A 19,160-nucleotide genomic window follows, 5' to 3' on the forward strand; every position below is an offset into this window, starting at 1 on the left:
ACTCGAGCGTAGGAACTCGTCATTTCGACGGCGTAACCCCGGAAACCGATTCGGTTACGGAGCTAGCCTTCCTTCAGATCACCTTGCCGGGGTTCATGATTCCGTGCGGGTCGAGTGCGCCCTTGATTGCATGATGCATCGCGACGACGGCCGGCGACAGTTCTTGCGCGAGGCCGCCCATCTTCAGCAGGCCGACGCCGTGTTCACCGGTGACGGTTCCGCCCAACTCGAGGGCGTTGTCGATGATCTCGGCAAAAGCCGCCTGAGCACGCCTCCGCGCCGCTTCGTCGTCGTGTGGCGTGATCAGCAGCGGATGCAGGTTGCCGTCACCCGCATGCGCGATGTTCGCGATGTGCGTGTCGTGCCTGGCCGAGATGGCCTCGATGCGCGCCAACATCTCCGGAACCGCCGCCTTGGGAACACAGATGTCCTCGGTGAGCACCGGGCCGAGCCGCTCGAGGGCGGGGTAAGCCAGACGCCGGGCAGAGAACAAAGCGTCGGCTTCCTCCTGATCGGTGGATCTGGCGCTCCAGGTTGCCCCGGAACGGTTGAAGCAGGCCAACATTCGCTCGGCTTCGGCGTCACCGATCTCGCCCGGTGTGTCGATGCGGCCGAGCAGGACAACCTCGGCGTCGGCCGAGAGGCCCATGTTCTTCCAGGCGTCGACGGCAAGCAGGCACTGTCGATCGATCAACTCGAGGGCAGACGGCGTGAGACCGTCGGCAGCTACGGCTTCGACGGCCTTGCCCGCAGCGACGATGGAGTCGAAGTATCCGACGATGGTGCGTTCGGGATCGCGCTGAGGACGAAGCTTGACGGTCACCTCGGTGATCACGCCGAGAGTGCCTTCGGAGCCGACCATGAGCGCCGAGAGATCAAATCCTGCCACTCCCTTGGCAGTTCGACGCCCGAGCCGAACCAGCTCACCGGTTCCGGTGACCACCTGCATGCCCAGCACGTAATCCTTGGTGACGCCGTACTTGACGCAGCACAGGCCACCGGCATTGGTCGCGACGTTGCCTCCGATCGTCGACCAGGGCGCGCTGGCTGGATCGGGCGGATACCAGAGGCCGTGCTCGGCGCAGGCGTCGCGGAGGTGATCATTGACCACTCCGGGTTCAACCACGGCCAAACGCTCGAGGGTGTTGATCTCCTTGATGGCGTTCATCGCGTCGAAGGCGATCACGACGCCACCGGCAACTGCGTTGGCTCCACCCGACAGACCGGTGCCGGCGCCGCGCGTGACGACGGGCGCACCGTGGGCGATGCACGCCTGCACAACTGTCTGTACCTGCTCGGCTGTGCGCGGACGGACCACCGCTACGGGCATCTCGTACGGAGCCCACTCGGCGTCGTCGTGGATGTAGCTCGCCATGATGTCGGGGTCGGTGATCAGTCGATCCGCATCGATCTGCGAGCCGAGCGCCTCGAGGAGTGTCATGCCTCCACGATAGTGACGGCGGCTACACCACCCCATGTAGATTTACTCCGAGAAACCGGAAACCGTATGGGCATTCTCTCCATACTCGCCGTTCGTCTGACAAGGGAGTGCCGATGCACGAGAACTGGCTGCAGCTTCTCCTGGCCGAGGCATCCACCGAGGAACTGATCGAGCATCGCGATCAGTTGGCCGCCGGGTCAGCCCCGGAGGCCGCTGCCGAGATCGAGCGAGAAGCCCGATCGGCGCTTCAACTACGAAGTCTCCTGGCTCAGCGCCGACAGCGCGCCACCGAACTGGGGGCGCTCAACGACATCGCGTCGCTGCTCACCACGATGCACGATCACCACGCCCTCCTGCAGGAGATCGTGGATCAGGCCAAACGACTACTCGGCGTCGACCTTTCGTACCTTGCTCTCATTCATGACGACATCTTGATCATCGAAGTCACGAGCGGGGCGTATACGTCGCAGCTGCTCGGCCTCACGGTTCCGTTCCGCGAAGGTCTGATCGGTCGTGTGGTCGAGAACTCCTCTCCTGCTTGGTCTTCGGACTATCGCAACGATCCATCGTTTGCACACATCGGGCCGGCCGACGACGCAGCACGGGCCGAGAACATGCGCGGCCTGCTGGCCGTGCCACTGACGTTGAACGGCAAGATTCTGGGTGCTCTGTGCGCGTGCAAACGTCAGGAGCGCCGATTCGGCAACGAGGAAGTTGCGTTGCTGTCCGCCCTCGCAGCTCATGCCTCGGTGGCGATCGAGAATGCCCGTTCTCTCGAACGCTATCGCGCGACGGTTGCAGAAGTGAATGCAGCGAACACCGAACTTGCCGAGCGCACAGCACTTCTCGAACAGACACTGACCTGGGACCGCTCGCTCACACAAGTTGTCCTGCGCGGCGGTGGAGTCCGTGAACTCGTGGAAGAAACCTCGGCGTCGACGGGTTCGCCGGTGTTCTTCGTGACCGGAACATCCGAGATTCCACCGGGATTGCAACGGGTGAGCGAGAGTGTTCGTCGAGTTTTCGACATCTTCGCCGCAGACCGACGCGAGCAGGAAGTGACGCTCATCGTCGGTGAGCAGTTCCTCTTCGCCACCGAAGTGCGCAGCGCCGGTGACCAACTCGGGGTTCTGTTCCTGCTCTCGCGCCGAGAACCCACCGCCGCCATGAGATTGGCACTCGAAAGGTCAGCCCCGGCCATTGCGCTTGCGCTGGTGGGCGAACGGGCGGCCCGGGAAGCCACCCGTCGAGCACGCGACGCATTTCTGGTCGATCTGATCACCAGGCCCGCGCCGACGCCGGCCGAAGTCACCGGCCAGTTCCGTCTGGCCGGGCTCAACCCCGACCGCTCGTACACCGTCGTGGTGGCCCGCCCGGCAGACGCCGTCGACCGTACTCGTCGCAGTATCGAGGAAATTGCATTTCCCTCGGGAACTGTTGTTGCCGAGCATGGTTCACGGGTCATCGCATTGATTCCCGGAATGTCACCGGCAGAGGTCGCGGCGGTGTGGGTGCAGCCGGCGGAGAACCCGACCGTCGGAATCGCCGATCCCGCAGTGGGAGCGGAAGGTCTGGCGCGAGCCTATGTCGAGGCGCAGCACACTGTCGACGTCCTCGAGACGCTCGGGCGGGCCTCACACGTGGAACCGGCAAGTTCACTCGGCATCTACCGAATTCTGCTCAGCCGCACCGGCCGCGAAGAACTGGAAGCACTGACGCAGCGGTCCCTCGGCCCACTCCTCGAGGAGGAGCAGCGACGCGGCGTTCCGCTATTGGACACCCTCGCGTCGTACCTGTCGCACAATTGCAAGCACTCCGCGACCGCCGCAGCGCTCGCGATTCACGCCAACACCCTGTACCAACGCCTCGAATCGATCGACCGGTTGATCGGCACACAGTGGCGTCAGCCGGACCAGGCGCTCGATCTTGCGCTCCTGATCCGGCTGCGTGCCAGTGCGGGGAAACTCGGTCAGATCTGAGCGGGCTTGCTCGATCGCTTGGCCAGAACCACTACAAGGATTGCGGCGCAGAGCATCACGGCGCCCACCACCCACAAACCTGCCTTGGCATTTCCGGTCACATCGGTGAGCCAGCCGGTGATGTACGGAGCGCCGAAGCCCGACGCATTGCCGATCGAGTTGATCATCGCGATACCCGCAGCCGCGCTGGCGCCCGTCAGGAACGTGGTGGGCAGGTACCAGAAGACGGGGAGCGCGCACAGGACGCCGACGGCCGTGAGCGAGACCGCAATCATGACGGTGAACGGTGAATCCAGATACAGCGCAATCGGAATGGATACCGCGCCCAGGAGCGTCGGAGCTGCAACGTGCCACATCCGTTCACCCGTCTTGTCGGAATGGCGGCTCCACAGCACCATCGCGACAGCGCCGATCGCGTAGGGGACGGCCACGATCAGACCCGTCTCGACGAGCGAGAAATCAGTATTGAACGTCTGCTTGAATCCCGCGACGATGCTCGGCAGGAAGAAGCTCAAAGCGTAGAGGCCGTAGGTGATTCCGAAGTAGACCAGACCGAACCCGATGACGCGGGGATCACGCAGGGTCTTGCCGGCAGACTGGTGACCGGCGTCGCCGAGTTCCTTTTCCTCATCCGCCATGGACTTCATCAACCACGTGCGCTCCTCGAGGGTCAACCACTTGGCGTCGGCGGGACGATCGGTGAGGTAGAACCAGACGACAAACGCCAAGATCACGGCGGGCAGACCCTCGATCAGGTACATCACGCGCCATCCAGCCAGGCCGAACAGACCGTCGCCGTACTGGATGATGGCGGCCGAGAGCGGGGCGCCGAGCGCCGACGAGAGCGGAAGCGTCAGCAGGAACAAGCCCATCAGGCGTACGCGGTACTTCTTCGGGAACCAGAAGGTCAGGTAGAGAAGGACTCCGGGGAAGAAGCCGGCCTCGGCGATACCCAGCAGGATGCGCAGGAAGTAGAGGCTGCCGACATTCGGCACGAATGCCAACGCGGCGGCGAGGATGCCCCAGGTGAGCATGATGCGCGCGATCCACAGCCGGGCGCCGAAGCGGTGCAGGGCCAGGTTGCTCGGCACCTCGAACAGTAGATAGCCGACGAAGAAGAGCCCGGAGGCGAGGCCGAACATAGTCTCGGTCATCCCGAGGTCGGCGCTCATGGTGAGCTTCGCGAAGGCGATGTTCGTACGATCCAGATAGTTCACGAAATAGAGCAGGATCAGAAAGGGGATCAGCCGTCGCGCTACCTTCTTCACCACGCGAGATTCGATCTCGCTCGGTGCAACCCCACCGTCAGTGGTGGTGCTATCGGTGGAGGTCATGGCAGGGGTACTCCTCGGAAAAGGTCAGCGGTGCTATCGACGAAGTGACTCAAGCCACAGTAGAAGCACCACCGAGCTCAACCTATGTGGACAATCTCTACAGAAGCCGTCCCCGCATGTGCGATTACTCCCGACGATCCGGCAAATGATTCCGGGCAGCTTGACGAACGTCCTTGAACAGTCGAACGCGACAAAACCGTCTGAGCTGCGGGTTTAGAGCTACTGGCATCGAGTCAGTGGCTAGTGTTGTCGGCGAAATAGCCGGAGCAAGTGCGCACGCACCGCATGACTTGAAGGACAGAACATGACGAAGTTGGTTCGGACCACGATGACCCGCCGGTCCTCCACCGCAGCCGCTGCCACCATCGCGGCGGTCGCTTTTTTCACCGCCGCCTGCGGCAGCGACTCCGACAAGACTGACTCGGAAAAGACCGCTACCGGCGCTTCGTCCGCTACGTCCTCGGTCAGCGTCGGTGGGAAGGCACTTGACGCCAAATTCGAGACGAAGTGCGCAAAGGACGGCGGCACGACAGTGATGACACTGCTCGACGCGGAAAATGCGACCTACGGCGTATTGACCGCCTCGGCCATCATCGATGAATCCGGCACGGTTCAGACTGCTGGAATCGCCGGAAGCGAGGGTGGATCGAACGGTTTGCCGTACACCGCCGGATTCGCACCGGGTCTGCCCGGCGGGTCTGCCAGTGCCAAGCAGGACGGCAATACCTTCGTGGTGACGGGCGAGGGAATCGGCGCCCGGGACGGGAGCAACCCGACGGAGACGTCGAGCTTCGAGATCACGTTCGCCTGCGAGTCCGTCATCGGCGGCTGAACGATAGAAGCAGGAGAATCGTGCACCTGTGCTCAGGTGCACGATTCTTGCTAGCTGATCCCCAACTGTTCGCGCAGTTGGACGACGCGGAGCACGATGACTCCGATTGTCACCACGGTGACGGCACCAAAAGCGATCCAGCCGATCCGCACTGCTTTCACTCGGTTCTCGCCGGCGCCCAACCACTGCGGGACGTACAGGAAGGCAGCTGCCGTTGCGGCACCGGCCACCAGGCCTCCCGCGTGACCCCAGAACGAGATCCCGGGCAGCGAGATGCTGATGATCACGTTGATCGCGATCACCGAGATGATCGGGACCGGGCTTCGACGCAAACGCAGGAGAAGAACTGCCTGTGCACCCATGATGCCGAAGATCGCACCCGACGCCCCAGCAGTCCAGGACAGGGCCGTGAGCGAGGAGAACACCGGCTGGAACGCCATCACCGAGGCGGAACCGCCGAGGAGCGAAACCAGGTAGATGCCGATGTACCGGGAGCGGCCCATCACTATTTCGGTGTCGCGCCCTAGGATGTAGAGCGCGTACATGTTGACCGCGAGATGCAAGATGCCGAAGTGCAGGAACCCGGAGCCGATGAGCCGGAACCAGTCGCCGCTGGCGACCAGACCCGGATTGAGTGCCCAGTTCGCGAAGATCGACGAGCCGACCTGATTGTTCATGATGCTTCGCGACTGCGCGAAGGTCGCGAGGAACGCCAGGACGTTGAGCCCCATCAAGGTGTACGTCACGACCGGGACCGCTCGGGTGGGGCTCACGGTGTTTCCGGCGACGCCCCGAACGGGACGGACATCGCGTTGACCGGCAGCTACACAGTCGACACATTGGTATCCCACCGCCGCCTCGCGAAGGCAGTCCGGGCACGCCGGGCGTCCACAACGATTGCAGGAAAGTGCGGTAGGTCGATCTGGATGGCGGACGCACCGCGGTTGGGGCGGGATGCCCTCACTCGCACCGCCGCCCCAACCGGGGTTCGTCATCTGCTTGTTTTACCTGTTCAGGAGATGGTGATGCTGTTGATCACGACGGGCTCGACCGGACGATCGCCACGATCGACGGCGGTCGAGGAGATAGCGTCGACAACCTTCTTGGAATCGTCGTCGAGAACCTCACCGAAGATGGTGTGGCGACGGTTCAGGTGCGGCGTCGGGCCGGTAGTGATGAAGAACTGCGAGCCGTTGGTTCCCGGGCCTGCGTTGGCCATGGCCAGCAGGTAGGAGCGGTCGAACTGCAGTTCCGGGTGGAACTCGTCACCGAACTTGTAGCCCGGGCCGCCGGTGCCGGTGCCGGTGGGGTCGCCACCCTGGATCATGAAGCCGTCGATGACGCGGTGGAAGATGGCACCGTCGTAGAACGGGCCGGTCTTGGTGCCGGCGGCGTTTGCGGTGGTGTACTCCTTCGAGCCGTCGGCGAGGCCGACGAAGTTCTCGACGGTCTTCGGCGCATGGTTGCCGAACAGAGCGATCTTGATGTCGCCGCGGTTCGTGTGCAGCGTTGCGGTTGCGGTCTGATGAGTTGAAGTCACACCACCATCGTGCCATTGCCGACGTTCTCGCGGATGTGAGCCCGCCAATTCCGCTCGACGGAGCACGCGTCACTGCAATTCGATGTCGGCGGCGACGACCGGATCGGAAATGTCGATTCCGTCCGCAGCGGCGCGTTGGTACAGCCGGTACAGAGCATGATCGAACTCGTCGCGCGTTCGCCCCGCCGACCAGTACGGCAATGCGATCATCCGGGACGGCGGTAGGCCGTTTTCGATCGCTTGGTTGCGCAAGCGGGCGACACGACTTTTCTCGCCGCCGATCCACAACATCGTCGATTCCGTCCGCACCTTGGTCCGATCCAGTATGTCCACCCATTCGATATCAGGGAATCCGTGCTCGCCTGACGGACCCGTGAAGCTGTGTATTCGAACTTGTTCGGCGAAATTCGTCAGGGATCCGACAGCCGGGCGCGCAGATCTGTCGCCCACTGCAACGACGTCAGTGACGCCCGGAACAAGCACGAGTTCGTGTTTGAACCCGATCACCCCAACGCGACTTCCTACGCCCGTACGGTTGAGCCACCAATCCGGCTTCCCGAGATCTATGACATCGAATGTGATCTGATGATCGCCCGGATTGAAATCGATTGCCGTGTACGAACGTCCGATCGGACGCCGGGAATCGGCCTCCCAGCTGGGAACCGCGAGTTTGTCCGACCCCAACGTGGGGAGCATCATCTCGTCCGCCGGATCCCGAGGCACGAACAACTTGAACACCGGCGCTGCCCCGCGAACGATCAGGTTCCCGAACTCACTCGACTGCAACACAACTCGAGCGGTGTCGTCCGCGCGCTGTTCCACCTCGGCAATCGAGGCAACGGTCATGACCATGCCCTCAGGTAGCCGAGATTCTCTTGCACTGTCCATGCTCGGCTAACCCAGTCCGCTCAACGCGGTGCCCAGATTTCCCGGCAGCCACGTCTTTCCGAGTACACCGGCATTGTTGATCGCCTCTCCTTGTGCATCACTGAGCCATACGACGCGGGGTTTGAGATTCGACTCCCAGAAGGGCGATTGTTCGAGGCTCGCGATGGAATCCCGGGGTGACGGCATCAGAAGTACGGCTTCGCCGTCGACGTCGCCGGCGGTCTCACCCGAATACGTCACCGGAGTTCCCGTCGATTCCACCGTCGCCTGGTCCTCAGCCGGTCTCATTCCGAAGAGGCGCAGAATGTTTCCCCCTGAACCCAGCGAAATCTGCTCCTTGTAGTAGAGCCCGAATGAGTACGGCCGCTTCGCAAGTCCCGGGTTCGCCGCTGCCACACCGGTGAACTCGTCGACTGCCGCGGAGATCAGCGCCTGGCCTTGCTCGGATTTGCCCAACGCATCCGCGACCTGCTGAACGCCGACTCTCCAATCGTTGTCTGCGTCCTGCATGTCGAATATCAAAGTGGGAGCGATTGTTCGGAGCCGCTCCAACGTAGCGGGCTCGGTGAAAACCGGCCAAGCAGGCGCGATGATGAGATCCGGTTCGACCGCAAGCATCCGCTCGAAATTCACTTGCCCTGCATAGATGTCAGCCAAGGACTCGTCGAGCGCCTCGTTTCCCACGTAGTCCGCCAGATAGGGAAGCTTGTCGATGTTGGTCACGCTCGCGGCCACGGGGTGCGATCCCAGCGCCACGACGTTCTCGAACGCCGGGTTTCCCAGAGTCACGATCCGTTCAGGTGCCGACTCGATGATCACGTCTCCGGATTCCGTACTGATGGTCACCGGATAACTTCCACTCGCTGCCGGACTTCCATCGTCGTCCACGTCCGTGTTCGATGAACATCCAGCGAGCGCGAGCACTAACGCAGCCCCGGCTGCAACCAGGAATCTTGGCCTCCACCTGTGTCTATTCATAATTGCCACAGTAGCAATAATTAATGTGGGTTGCCTTACCTTCCTATCGAGGGCATGGCATCTAGTGATCTGAAATGTGAGTCCACGAAGCGTCAGGAGTTGGAACGACCGTGGGTATGAGACCGGAGTCGATCATCTTCTCGGCACCGACCAGGAAGGCGTCGAGCGTCCAGGAAACAACAGCCGAGAGGGTGTCAGGCTTCGGATACCGCGAATCCGGGTAACGATTGCGCGCCGGTGTATGCAGTGCCGCCGAAATGATCAATGTCCGAGAACCGAGTAAATGTGCTGTTGCACGGTCGAATTCGGGATTCCGTAGAAGTACCTCATTCATGATTCGCTCGAACTGCTCCAGAGTGCCCTCTTCGTAAGGCCCTCGAAGCACATAGTCCTCGAGCCCAGGCGTAGCAGTCACGAGTTCAGCGAACCGCTGACCTAGCGTCCGAAGGTAGTCCTGCCAGGACTTCGAATCCGAATCCAACTGCAGACGTCCGAAAGCTCTCGCGCATGCCAACGAGTACAGACGATCGGTCGAGTCGACGTGATGGCGAATCGTCGCGGCAGAAACGCCCAGGACCTGTGCGACCTCCGCCCTCGTCAAGCGGTCCAAACCCACCCGCTCCGCTGCATCGAGAATCTCGTCAGTCGACGTAATCGCAGGTCGGCCTGGGCTTCGACGGGACCGTGCAGGGGAGGTCGACATTCACCCATCGTAGGTCCGATCTGCGACCGACCGACCCCGGTACAGCCGTTGTGGCAAAGTGAAGTCATGACACGAGTGACCGAGTCCCTCAGCACGCAGTTGCCCGACACCTTCGATCACGCGCGCGCCCGCGTCGAAGACACCTTCGACGAGACTGCCGCCTACCTCGAAGAGACAGCGGCTCGTATCAAAGAGTCCGAGGCAGCCGACAACGCTCGCCGCATCGCTGCGGTGGTCGCCACTTCGGTTGCTCGCGGCGCCGGGCAGGTCGGGTTGTTCCTGGGTCGCCAGGGCAAAGTCCTCGCCAAGAAGGGCGTCGAGCGCGCCAAGGCCATCCCCGCCAAGTCCGCGGAACGCACCGAGAAGCCTCGCGGCCGCAAGCGCGTCACCGTGTTCGTCATCGCCGGCGTCGCGGTGATCGGCGGCGCGGTGTTCTTCAAGAGCCGCCGACGCGAACATCCGCCGGTCGCTTCCGCACCCCCTCGCCTCGAGGAGAACTCGGCCGAAAAGACCGCTTAGTCGACATGAGAAAAGCCCCGGAACATATTGCGTTCCGGGGCTTTTCGATGTTCACGTTCAGCAGTTGGACGGTGCCGGGACGTTGTTGAAGCGATCGATCATGTATCCGACGGATTCGGGGGTGCCCACCAGGTACGGCGTCGCGTGATTGATTGCCAAGCCCGGAATGATCGGGGGCAGTTCGTTGACGGAGAACTGCACCGTTGCGCCCTTACCGCACCAGTCTCGCGCCAGTTGCTGTCCCTGGCCGAACGGAACGATGTCATCGGAGCGGCCATGCTGAATGAGCACGGGCGACTCCGGCGTCAGCTTGCCGATCTTCTGCTCGTCGAGGATCGCCTGCGCCATGGGCAGACGGGCCAGAACCGCGGACAGTGATTCACCGGAATTGGTGAAGCTCGACGACTGCTGGAAGCCGAACTGCAATCCACTTTCGGCGACGCACTGGTTCTTGGTGGCGGCCAACATCTGTCGGCCACGATCGTTGATCTCGGCGTCGAGCAGCGGCTGAACCTCGGGGTACTGCGCAAGGATCCCGTTGAGCGCGTAGCCGATCACTCCGGTGAGGAACGTGCCGTCGACCTGCTGCAGCGTCGCCGCCAGATCGGCGGGCGGTGCACCTGCGTAGGTGCCCTTGAGATCAAGCTCGGGAGCGTACGACGGCTTCAATTCCGTTGCGGCAGCGGCAGCTCCACCACCTTGCGAGTAGCCCCACAGTCCGACGGGGCCGTCGGCGGGAATGCTCGTGTTCGGGAGCTGCTGAGCGGCGCGCACCGAGTCCAGAACCGCATGTGCTTCGGCTTCACGGTTGACGTAGGTGTGATCGCCCGGAGTCCCGAGGCCCTCGTAATCGGTGACTACGACGGCAATGCCGTTGAGCAGCAACGTGTTCACCCAGATGGACTCGTAGCCGACCATGACGTCCGTCGGGAACTGGTACTCGATGCCGGTGTTGAACAGCTTGGACGGTGCGCACTGATCGCCCTGTCCGTGCGTTCCCACCGCCGCGGCAACCAGTGGACGCGCCCCCTGCCCGGTCCACGGATTCGACGGTTCGAGATAGGTGCCCGTCACGGCAACGGGGGCACCCTTGGCGTCCTCGCTTCGGTACATGATCTTGGTGGCGGTTGCCGGCCATGCACCATTCGATCCGGGCACGCTCAGCAGCAGTGGTGACGGCTCACTCTTGATGAGATCTCCGTTGGCACCGTCCGGGAGCTCGGACGGCGGCGTGTAGAAATCCGCCGGTTCAGCCATTGCGGCGGGGGCCGTCACAGCACCCATGACCAGTGCTGCGACGGAGACCCCGGCCGCCCACCATGCTCTGCTCTTCACGTTTCGATCTCCCCACGTTCGCCTGCGCTGTGGCTTGGCACACAGCGAACGCAGAGTAACACATACCTCACGTAACACTTTTTCGTGAGGTTTTCGCCTTAACAGGCTGTATTACAACCGTTTACGACTACTTCGTGGGCTCCAGATTAGTGGTCAGCAGCGCACGAAGCTTGTCGGTATCGGTCGAGGTCCAGGCCTCGGGATGCAGGATCTTGGCCCACATGTCCGCTGCATCCTCGCCGTAATTGTGACCATGCCCGGACGGGACGTCCGCCGAGAAGACCATGTCGAGGGTGACCTGCCAGAAGGTCACGAGAGGCACCCACGTCATTCCCGGATCCACGTCGCGGCCCAGCGGTTCCTTGAGCCAATCCGGCTTGTTGAGCAGCAGGTCGAAGGACCACCACGTGATCGGGTCGCTGGCGTGCTGCCAGTACACGATGCGATCGTCGTCCCAATCCGACTTCAGCTCCAGATCCTCCGGATCACCGGCAAACCGAATGGCGCGTCCACCGTCGATCACCGGCAGAATTTCCTTCGACCCCGAGTCGCGACTGTCCGTGATTTCCTGCCATTGGGCAGTGAAGTTGGGGGTTCCGACCCACAGTGCGCCGTCGACGCGCGTCATCATGTCCTGGGCGCCGGCAAATGCGGCCTGGCCACCGTAGGAGCCGAGGCTCTCACCGAAGACAACCAGCTCCGGCCGCGTCTCCACGGGCAGGTCGATCCACTTGGCGTAGACCGCGTTGAAGAGTGCCCGCCCGGCGATCATCGGCGTCTCGCGGTCTGCGATGAAGGCCAACGGACTCGGAAGGAACGAGTACTGCATCGACGCGATCGCCGTGTCGCCGCCCTCGACGTACTCGAATGCCGACGCGACGTCCTCGTTCACCCAACCACGACCGGTGGTCGTCACGACTGCGAGAGTTCCGCGGTCGAAGCCGCCTGTGCGCTCCAACTCGTCGACGACGCGCTCTGCAACACCGTTGATCGAGTCCGAGGATTCACGTCCGGCGTACACGCGGATGGGTTGTTTCGCTTCACGTCCGGTCAGCGCAGAGATCTCGGCTGCGGTGGGACCGCTGCCCATGAAGGTGCGCCCCTCCTGGCCCAGGGAATCCCAGGCTTCCGCCGACATCGGCGAACCACTGCGCTCGGCGATCATGGGTTGCTCGATGCCGTCCGGTGTTTCGTGATCGGCACCGGAGAAACTCCAGTTCGCGAACGCGATCAGCCCGTTGTACAGCGCACCGTTCACGATGAAGATGCCGAGCGCGAAGATGACGATCAAGCTGCCGACCTTCGCCGCCTCGAGGGGAACGAACCGAAGTGCGACTGCGGTGAGCTTGTTGGTGGTGAAACGAAGACCGCGACCGGCCTCGAGCAGGATGAACCAGATGCCGAGCGAAATCATCAGCACCAGAAGGTAATTCGCCTGATTGGTGCGGGGAGCTTCGACAAGATCCCGGACGATCTGCTGCCACCACGAACCGAGGACCAAGAACGTCGGAACAAGAATGACGGCCGCGACCAACAGGACTCGCCAGCCGGTCTTCTTGGTGCGATCCGACCACTGCGGTTCGACGCCGCACTTGCGGATCATCCAGGCAACCGTCACGCCGACGCCGTACCCCATCGCGAGCGAGATGCCTGTCGCAACGCCCTGCAGGTACCACGCGCGCGGCAACAGGGAGGGACTCATCGACCAGGTGAAGAAGACCAGAGCAAAGGCAAGCCCGACCGGATGCAGCGTCTTGCAATAGAGGCGCAGCCGTTCCCACACACGTTTCATGCCGGAATCGTATGCGCCCCGTGCCCGAATAAGGTCACGAGGCGCACACGCGTCCAGTCTGTTTACGGGGCGAAGCGCAAAATCGCGGCAACTGCGCCGCCGCCCGGAATGTCCTCTGCGCGTACAGCGAGTACCCGAGCACCCGTCAGGAGCGCACGACGAGCGATCTCGTCGACGACCCCGTAGGTGCTTCCGTTGGTCGACGCGCCGGTCGTGAGAGCGCCCGTCTGGGGATCGAGACTTCCGGGTACGACGGAATCGATGTCGATGAAGACGGTGTCGACCTGGCCGTAGGTCGCGGCGGTGGCCACGTCGGCTACGTCGGTTTGAGTGCGTCCCTGTTCGGTGCGCACGTTGAAGGTGTCACGCACCGCCGCGAGCTGCTCGGCGTGGAAATCGTCGAGCGCAGGACGCGAACCGTCCGCCACTTCCTGCGTCGACAAGGCTTCCGGGTTTCCCTCGACGGTTTTGTCGACCAGGTGGCGGTACGAGTTCACGGAGCGGTACACCGACGCGATGGGTTCCGCAGCGGCCAGAATCAAGGGGACGTCACGGCCGGCGAGCACACCGCGAACCTCGTGATCGACTGCGCGGGCGTACTGATTGACGCGCAACTTTCGGCTGTCCGACCCCGACAGTCGACCCGCTTCGGTGCGACTGTTGATCGAGGACTTGCCCGCGTGATCCGCAGCGTTCTTCGGCATTCCCTGGACACGAACCTCGTCGGCGGGCTGATCGGCGGCAATCTCGATCAGTCGCACCGACCCCTCTGCCAGAGCGAGAACGAACGCCGTCTGGGGGAAGGTCACAGAACGAAGCAGCGGCTTGAGATGGAACCGATCGCTGACCGTTTCGAGCGCTTGCAGACGGTTGGGGAGGCGGAAGGTCACCAGACGCTCCGGCGTCGCGTACGTGACCAATGAGCGCGACTGGAAGCGCCAGAAATCGTCGTCGTCGTCGAGCTCTGCGTATTCGGCCTCGAACAGTTTGCGCTCGGCCGGATCCTCCACCGATGCGAGTGCCGAGCGGACCTGGTCCTTGAAGGCGATGCGCGCTTTGTCATGATCCTGCGGCGCATCTTCAGTCGGAGTCACGATGGTGATGCAGGTGGGCCCTTCCACCTCCGCGAGTGCGGCAATTTCACCGTGGCTGGGAATGTCGTTGTGAAGCACTACGAACCTCCTGAAATTGGGTTCTCCTCACGCTACGCCCGGCTGGTTATGACCACTAGACTTTCCGGAGAATTCGGGACGAACGGTCCATAGTGGGCGCGGTTCTAGCCACCCCACTCCGAGCGAACGGCATGTTCATCGCCTTCAGTGCGCCGAAAGTGCCGTTCGCTCAAAAGGGGGAGGGCCACGAGACCGTCGGTGGGTCGACAAACAGAGGGTCGACAAACAGAGGGTCGACAAACGGTGGGTGGAGATACAAAAACACCCTCCCGGATCCCGGGAGGGTGTTTTCTTACTGTGGAGCCTAGGAGATTCGAACTCCTGACATCTGCCTTGCAAAGGCAGCGCTCTACCAACTGAGCTAAGGCCCCGTTCGGTTTTCTGACCGGAGTCAGAGTACCTAGGTTCTATCCTGTTTCCAAATCGTGCCAAACCTTGTCCCCGCGCTGACTTTTGATCAGCTTGGTGACCCCGAGAGCTACCAGAATTCCGGCCCCGACAAGCAGGAAAACCTTCATTCCAGCAACCCTTCTTCGGCACATGGGAGTGGGCCTAGGAGGACTTGAACCTCCGACCTCTTCATTATCAGTAAAGCGCTCTAACCACCTGAGCTATAGGCCCCTGAACCGATTCCAAAGATTACCCCACCGGGCCGCTGACACCAAAACGGGCCCGGCGGAGCAATGTTTTCGCAGGTCAGTCGCGGTCGGCGAGAGTTACCTCGACGCCACCAACCAGGTCGCTGCAGAGGTTGTAGATGAACGATCCGATCGTGACGAGCGCCGTGAAAAGCACCATGTTCGCGATACCGATCAGCGCGGCGTAGCCGAACACCTGGCCGGCCGTCACCAGACCGTCCGAGCCGCCGTCGGCAACGATGTCGGTGAACGCGTTGTTCAGGCGATCCCAGACGCCCATACCGTCGAGGACGACGTAGAGCAGTCCGACGGCCACCATCCACACGAAGAACAGCGACACCGAGATCACGGAGGTGATCTTGAGCGTGGACCACGGGTCGATCCGACGGATCTGGACCGTTGCGCGCAGCGGCGCACCGTCGACAACCGAAGCCGGTCCGGCGTGAGTTTTCTCACCCTTCACCGCAGCAGGCAACGGATGCTTGGCCTCGGAGAGGTCAGGCATGTCCTTCGGCAGATCCTTGCGATCGATGTGCCGGGTGGGCCCGTCGATCGCGGCGGCTTTTGCTTTCGGATTTGCAGCCCTCGGATCTGCGCCCGCGGGTGCAACTGCCTTGGCTGCGACGGTCGGTGCGTTGCTCTTGGCTGCTGCCGCGCCGGCGATACCACCGGTAGCTGCAGCCGCTGCCGTTCCTGTCACGACGGGACGTGCCGGCTGTGCACCGGTGGGTCGGCCCGATTGCGGCTGTCCCTTGGGTGCGGGAGATTTAGCCGGGCCACCCTGCGCCGGGCCGGCCGCGGCAGGACGCTGCGGACCCGTAGGCGGCTTACCCCCGGCCGGAGCTGCCGGTCGACCCGCAGGGGCACCAGCGCCGGCAGGGCGCGTGATGTTGGTCTGCGGCTGACTTTGCGGAACCTGGTTCTGCGGTGCCGGAGCCTTGACTGGGTTCTGAACAGCCGGGTTCTGAGCACTCGGGTTCTGAGCAGGAGCCTTCGGCGCCTGAGACGGCTGACCCTGGGGCTGGCCTGACGGCTGGGGTCCGCGCTGCCACGGCGGTGCCTGGCTGCCACGAGCCTGATTGGCAACCGGTTGCGGCGGAGCCTGACCATCACCCTTCGCCGGAGTTACCGGCGCAGCCGGAGCCACAGAAGGAGCAGAAGGAGCCTGTCCCTTGGCCGCACCCGCACCCGCGGCCTCGGGAGCCGCAGCCGCCGGCTTCTGAGCCGAATCCGACGGGCCGCGAGGCGGCTCCGGTGCCTTGGGCGCCGGAGCTGCCTCGGAAGCTTTGGGTCCGCCGTCCGCTGGAGCTGCAGGTTTCGAGGTCTGCGGCCCCGCCGGAGCAGTTGCCTGCTCCGGCTTCGGTGGCACCTGACCTGAAGGGCTTTCGCTCTTCCGGTCACTGCCCGGCTGGTTGGGAGTGCTCACTAGGACTCCTTAGCTCCATCGGCATTGTCTGCGTTGTCGGTGGTCTCTGCAGCGAGCTCTTCGGGCTCGTCGGCGTTGCGCGCAATCGCGAGCAGTGTGTCGCCTTCGCCGAGGTTCATCAGACGCACGCCCTTGGTCTGGCGTCCCGCCTTACGAACCTGCTTGGCAGCCGTCCTGATGACGCCGCCGCCCGAGGTGATCGCGTACAGCTCGTCGTCGTCGTCGACAATGAGCGCACCGACCAGAGTGCCACGTTTCTTGTCGTACTGAATCGTGAGTACGCCCTTGCCGCCGCGACCCTGCACCGGGTAATCCTCCATGCCGGTTCGCTTGGAGTAACCGCCCGAGGTGGCGACCAGGAGGAATGTTCCTTCACGAACGACGTTGAGCGAAAGCAGCTCGTCGTCGCCGTTGAAACGCATGCCCTGGACACCGGAAGTGGCGCGGCCCATCGGACGCAGTGCCTCGTCGGTGGCAGAGAAGCGGATCGACTGGCCCTGTGCCGAGACCAGGAGCAGGTCGTCGTCGGCGGAGCAGAGAACAGCGCCGACCAGTTCGTCCTCACCACGCAGGTTGATGGCGACGATGCCACCGCTGCGGTTGGAGTCGAAGTCGGTGAGCTTGGACTTCTTGACCAGACCGTTGCGTGTGGCGAGCACCAGGTATGGCGCGTCTTCGTACGTCTTGATCTGGATGACGGACTGGATGCGCTCGTCCGGCTGGAAGGCCAGCAGGTTGGCAACGTGCTGGCCGCGAGCGGTACGGCTCGCCTCGGGCAGCTCGTAAGCCTTCGCGCGGTAGACGCGGCCCTTCGTGGTGAAGAACAGCAGCCAGTCGTGCGTCGAGGTGACGAAGAAGTGCGAGACGATGTCGTCCTGCTTGAGGCCGGCACCCTGAACACCCTTGCCGCCGCGCTTCTGCGAGCGGTAAAGATCGGTCTTGGTGCGCTTGGCGTAGCCGGTCTCGGTGATCGTGACGACAACGTCTTCGCGGGCGATCAGATCCTCGTCGTTGACGTCTCCGTCGGCGGCGATGATGCGAGTACGACGGTCGTCGCCGTACTTGTCGACGATTTCCTTGAGCTCGTCACGAACGATCGCGCGCTGACGCTCCGGGCGAGCCAGAATGTCTTCGAGGTCCGCGATTTCGAGTTCGATCTCGGCCAACTCGTCGACGATCTTCTGACGCTCGAGGGCGGCCAGACGACGCAACTGCATTCCGAGGATGGCGTCGGCCTGGATCTCGTCGACGTCGAGGAGCTCCATCAATCCGGCGCGAGCGATGTCGACGGTCTGCGACGCACGGATCAAGGCGATGACCTCGTCCAGAGCATCGAGGGCCTTGACCAGACCGCGCAGGATGTGGGCGCGCTCCTGTGCCTTGCGAAGCAGGTACCTGGTACGACGAACGATGACCTCGAGCTGATGCGCCGTGTACAGACGGATCATCTGGTCGAGGCGCAGCGTGCGCGGCACTCCGTCGACGATGGAGAGCATGTTGCAGCCGAAGCTGGTCTGCAGCTGGGTGTGCTTGTAAAGGTTGTTCAGCACGACCTTGGCAACGGCGTCACGCTTGACGGTGACGACGATGCGCATGCCGACGCGGTCCGAGGACTCGTCGTGGATGTCGGAGATGCCACCGATCTTGGCGTCACGAACCTGCTCCGCGATGGAGGTGATCAGGTTGTCCGGGTTGACCTGGTAGGGCAGCTCGGTGATGACGATCGTGGTGCGGCCCTTGGCATCTTCTTCGATCTCGACGACGCCGCGCATACGAACGGAGCCACGGCCGGTGGTGTAGGCGTCCTGGATGCCCTGTCCACCGACGATGAGCCCGTGCGTCGGGAAGTCGGGTCCCTTGATGCGCTCCATGACGGCCGCGAGGGTGGCTTCCTCGTCCGCTTCGAAGTTGTCGAGCGCCCAGTAGATGGCCTCGGCAACTTCACGCAGGTTGTGCGGCGGAATGTTGGTGGCCATACCGACGGCGATGCCGTTGGAACCGTTGATCAGAAGGTTCGGGATACGGCTGGGCAGAACCGTCGGTTCCTGCGTCTTGCCGTCGTAGTTCGGGGTGAAATCGACTGTCTCGTGGTCGATTTCGCGCAGCATTTCCATCGCGAGCGGCGTGAGCCTGCACTCGGTGTAACGCATGGCGGCTGCGCCGTCGTTGCCGCGGGAGCCGAAGTTTCCCTGACCGTCGACGAGCGGGTAACGCAGCGACCACGGCTGGGCCATACGGACCAACGTGTCGTAGATCGAGGAGTCGCCGTGGGGGTGGTAGTTACCCATGGTCTCGGCGACCGGTCGGGCAGACTTCACGTATCCGCGGTCCGGACGATATCCGTTGTCGTACATCGCGTAGAGCACGCGGCGGTGCACCGGCTTCAGTCCGTCGCGGACATCCGGCAGAGCGCGACCGACGATGACGCTCATGGCGTAGTCGATGTAGCTGTTCTGCATTTCCTGCTGGATGTCGACCGGTTCGATCCGGTCGTGTTGCGGACCGTCCGGTGGCAACGTGGTGTCGGTCATGAGCTCACTTTCTTAAAAGAGGGGGCAAGCCCCTGTGCGCGGAAAGGGAGTC

General features: G+C 62.9%; 15 protein-coding genes and 2 tRNA genes. 3 read left to right on the plus strand and 14 right to left on the minus strand.

Annotated elements, in window-relative coordinates:
• Positions 1-73 precede the first annotated feature (73 nt).
• Positions 74-1,441, minus strand: a complete 1,368-nt coding sequence (locus DBV08_RS07205) for an FAD-binding oxidoreductase (RefSeq protein WP_024487653.1) — start codon at positions 1,439-1,441, stop codon at positions 74-76.
• 113 nt (positions 1,442-1,554) lie between these two features.
• On the opposite strand from DBV08_RS07205, the gene DBV08_RS07210 reads away from it, so the two are divergent.
• On the plus strand, positions 1,555-3,420 hold the full coding sequence (locus DBV08_RS07210) for a GAF domain-containing protein (RefSeq protein WP_124566974.1): 1,866 nt from the start codon (positions 1,555-1,557) through the stop codon (positions 3,418-3,420).
• On the opposite strand, the gene DBV08_RS07215 is transcribed toward DBV08_RS07210, so the two are convergent.
• Positions 3,411-4,754, minus strand: coding sequence for an MFS transporter (locus tag DBV08_RS07215; protein ID WP_095969324.1), 1,344 nt, complete (start codon positions 4,752-4,754; stop codon positions 3,411-3,413). The genes DBV08_RS07210 and DBV08_RS07215 overlap by 10 nt on opposite strands.
• Positions 4,755-5,058: 304 nt before the next feature.
• Here DBV08_RS07215 and DBV08_RS07220 point away from each other — a divergent pair, with 304 nt between their 5' ends.
• Complete coding sequence (locus tag DBV08_RS07220; RefSeq protein ID WP_124566975.1) at positions 5,059-5,586, plus strand: lipoprotein LpqH; 528 nt, start codon at positions 5,059-5,061, stop codon at positions 5,584-5,586.
• Between the two features lie 50 nt (positions 5,587-5,636).
• Here the strand turns inward: DBV08_RS07220 and DBV08_RS07225 are convergent, their stop codons facing one another.
• The 5 genes from DBV08_RS07225 to DBV08_RS07245 form a co-directional block, all read right to left on the minus strand.
• Entirely contained in the window at positions 5,637-6,581 is a 945-nt protein-coding gene (locus DBV08_RS07225; RefSeq protein WP_124566976.1) for a rhomboid family intramembrane serine protease, read from the minus strand.
• 17 nt (positions 6,582-6,598) lie between these two features.
• Entirely contained in the window at positions 6,599-7,126 is a 528-nt protein-coding gene (locus tag DBV08_RS07230; protein ID WP_007729190.1) for a peptidylprolyl isomerase, read from the minus strand.
• Positions 7,127-7,195: 69 nt separating this feature from the next.
• The gene (locus DBV08_RS07235; protein ID WP_124566977.1) at positions 7,196-8,014 is read right to left on the minus strand and encodes a siderophore-interacting protein; all 819 of its coding nucleotides are present in this window, start codon (positions 8,012-8,014) and stop codon (positions 7,196-7,198) included.
• A gap of 6 nt (positions 8,015-8,020) precedes the next feature.
• Entirely contained in the window at positions 8,021-8,860 is an 840-nt protein-coding gene (locus DBV08_RS07240) for an ABC transporter substrate-binding protein (RefSeq protein WP_185564493.1), read from the minus strand.
• A 193-nt stretch (positions 8,861-9,053) separates the two neighbouring features.
• Positions 9,054-9,695 (minus strand): TetR/AcrR family transcriptional regulator, encoded by a 642-nt coding sequence (locus DBV08_RS07245; protein ID WP_124566979.1) that lies wholly within the window; start codon positions 9,693-9,695, stop codon positions 9,054-9,056.
• Between the two features lie 66 nt (positions 9,696-9,761).
• Between DBV08_RS07245 and DBV08_RS07250 the strand changes: the two genes are divergently transcribed.
• On the plus strand, positions 9,762-10,214 hold the full coding sequence (locus DBV08_RS07250) for a hypothetical protein (protein ID WP_206029279.1): 453 nt from the start codon (positions 9,762-9,764) through the stop codon (positions 10,212-10,214).
• Between the two features lie 57 nt (positions 10,215-10,271).
• Here DBV08_RS07250 and DBV08_RS07255 read toward each other — a convergent pair whose 3' ends face one another.
• The 7 genes from DBV08_RS07255 to gyrA form a co-directional block, all read right to left on the minus strand.
• Positions 10,272-11,549, minus strand: a complete 1,278-nt coding sequence (locus DBV08_RS07255) for a lipase family protein (protein ID WP_095969319.1) — start codon at positions 11,547-11,549, stop codon at positions 10,272-10,274.
• A gap of 127 nt (positions 11,550-11,676) precedes the next feature.
• On the minus strand, positions 11,677-13,341 hold the full coding sequence (locus DBV08_RS07260; protein WP_124566980.1) for an alpha/beta-hydrolase family protein: 1,665 nt from the start codon (positions 13,339-13,341) through the stop codon (positions 11,677-11,679).
• Positions 13,342-13,403: 62 nt separating this feature from the next.
• Positions 13,404-14,513 carry a hypothetical protein gene (locus DBV08_RS07265; RefSeq protein ID WP_124566981.1) on the minus strand — a complete coding sequence of 370 codons (1,110 nt, stop codon included), beginning with the start codon at positions 14,511-14,513 and terminating at the stop codon, positions 13,404-13,406.
• 298 nt (positions 14,514-14,811) lie between these two features.
• Positions 14,812-14,884: transfer RNA gene (locus tag DBV08_RS07270), tRNA-Ala, on the minus strand.
• A 176-nt stretch (positions 14,885-15,060) separates the two neighbouring features.
• Positions 15,061-15,134: transfer RNA gene (locus tag DBV08_RS07275), tRNA-Ile, on the minus strand.
• 75 nt (positions 15,135-15,209) lie between these two features.
• Complete coding sequence (locus DBV08_RS07280) at positions 15,210-16,577, minus strand: DUF3566 domain-containing protein (RefSeq protein ID WP_124566982.1); 1,368 nt, start codon at positions 16,575-16,577, stop codon at positions 15,210-15,212.
• A complete protein-coding gene (gene gyrA, locus DBV08_RS07285) occupies positions 16,577-19,108 on the minus strand; it encodes a DNA gyrase subunit A (protein ID WP_095969316.1) in 2,532 nt (843 codons plus the stop codon). Before gyrA ends, DBV08_RS07280 begins: the two co-directional genes overlap by 1 nt.
• Positions 19,109-19,160: the final 52 nt, after the last annotated feature.

This window comes from Rhodococcus sp. KBW08 (genome assembly GCF_003852455.1).
In the GTDB taxonomy this organism is placed as follows: Bacteria; Actinomycetota; Actinomycetes; order Mycobacteriales; family Mycobacteriaceae; genus Rhodococcus_F; species Rhodococcus_F baikonurensis.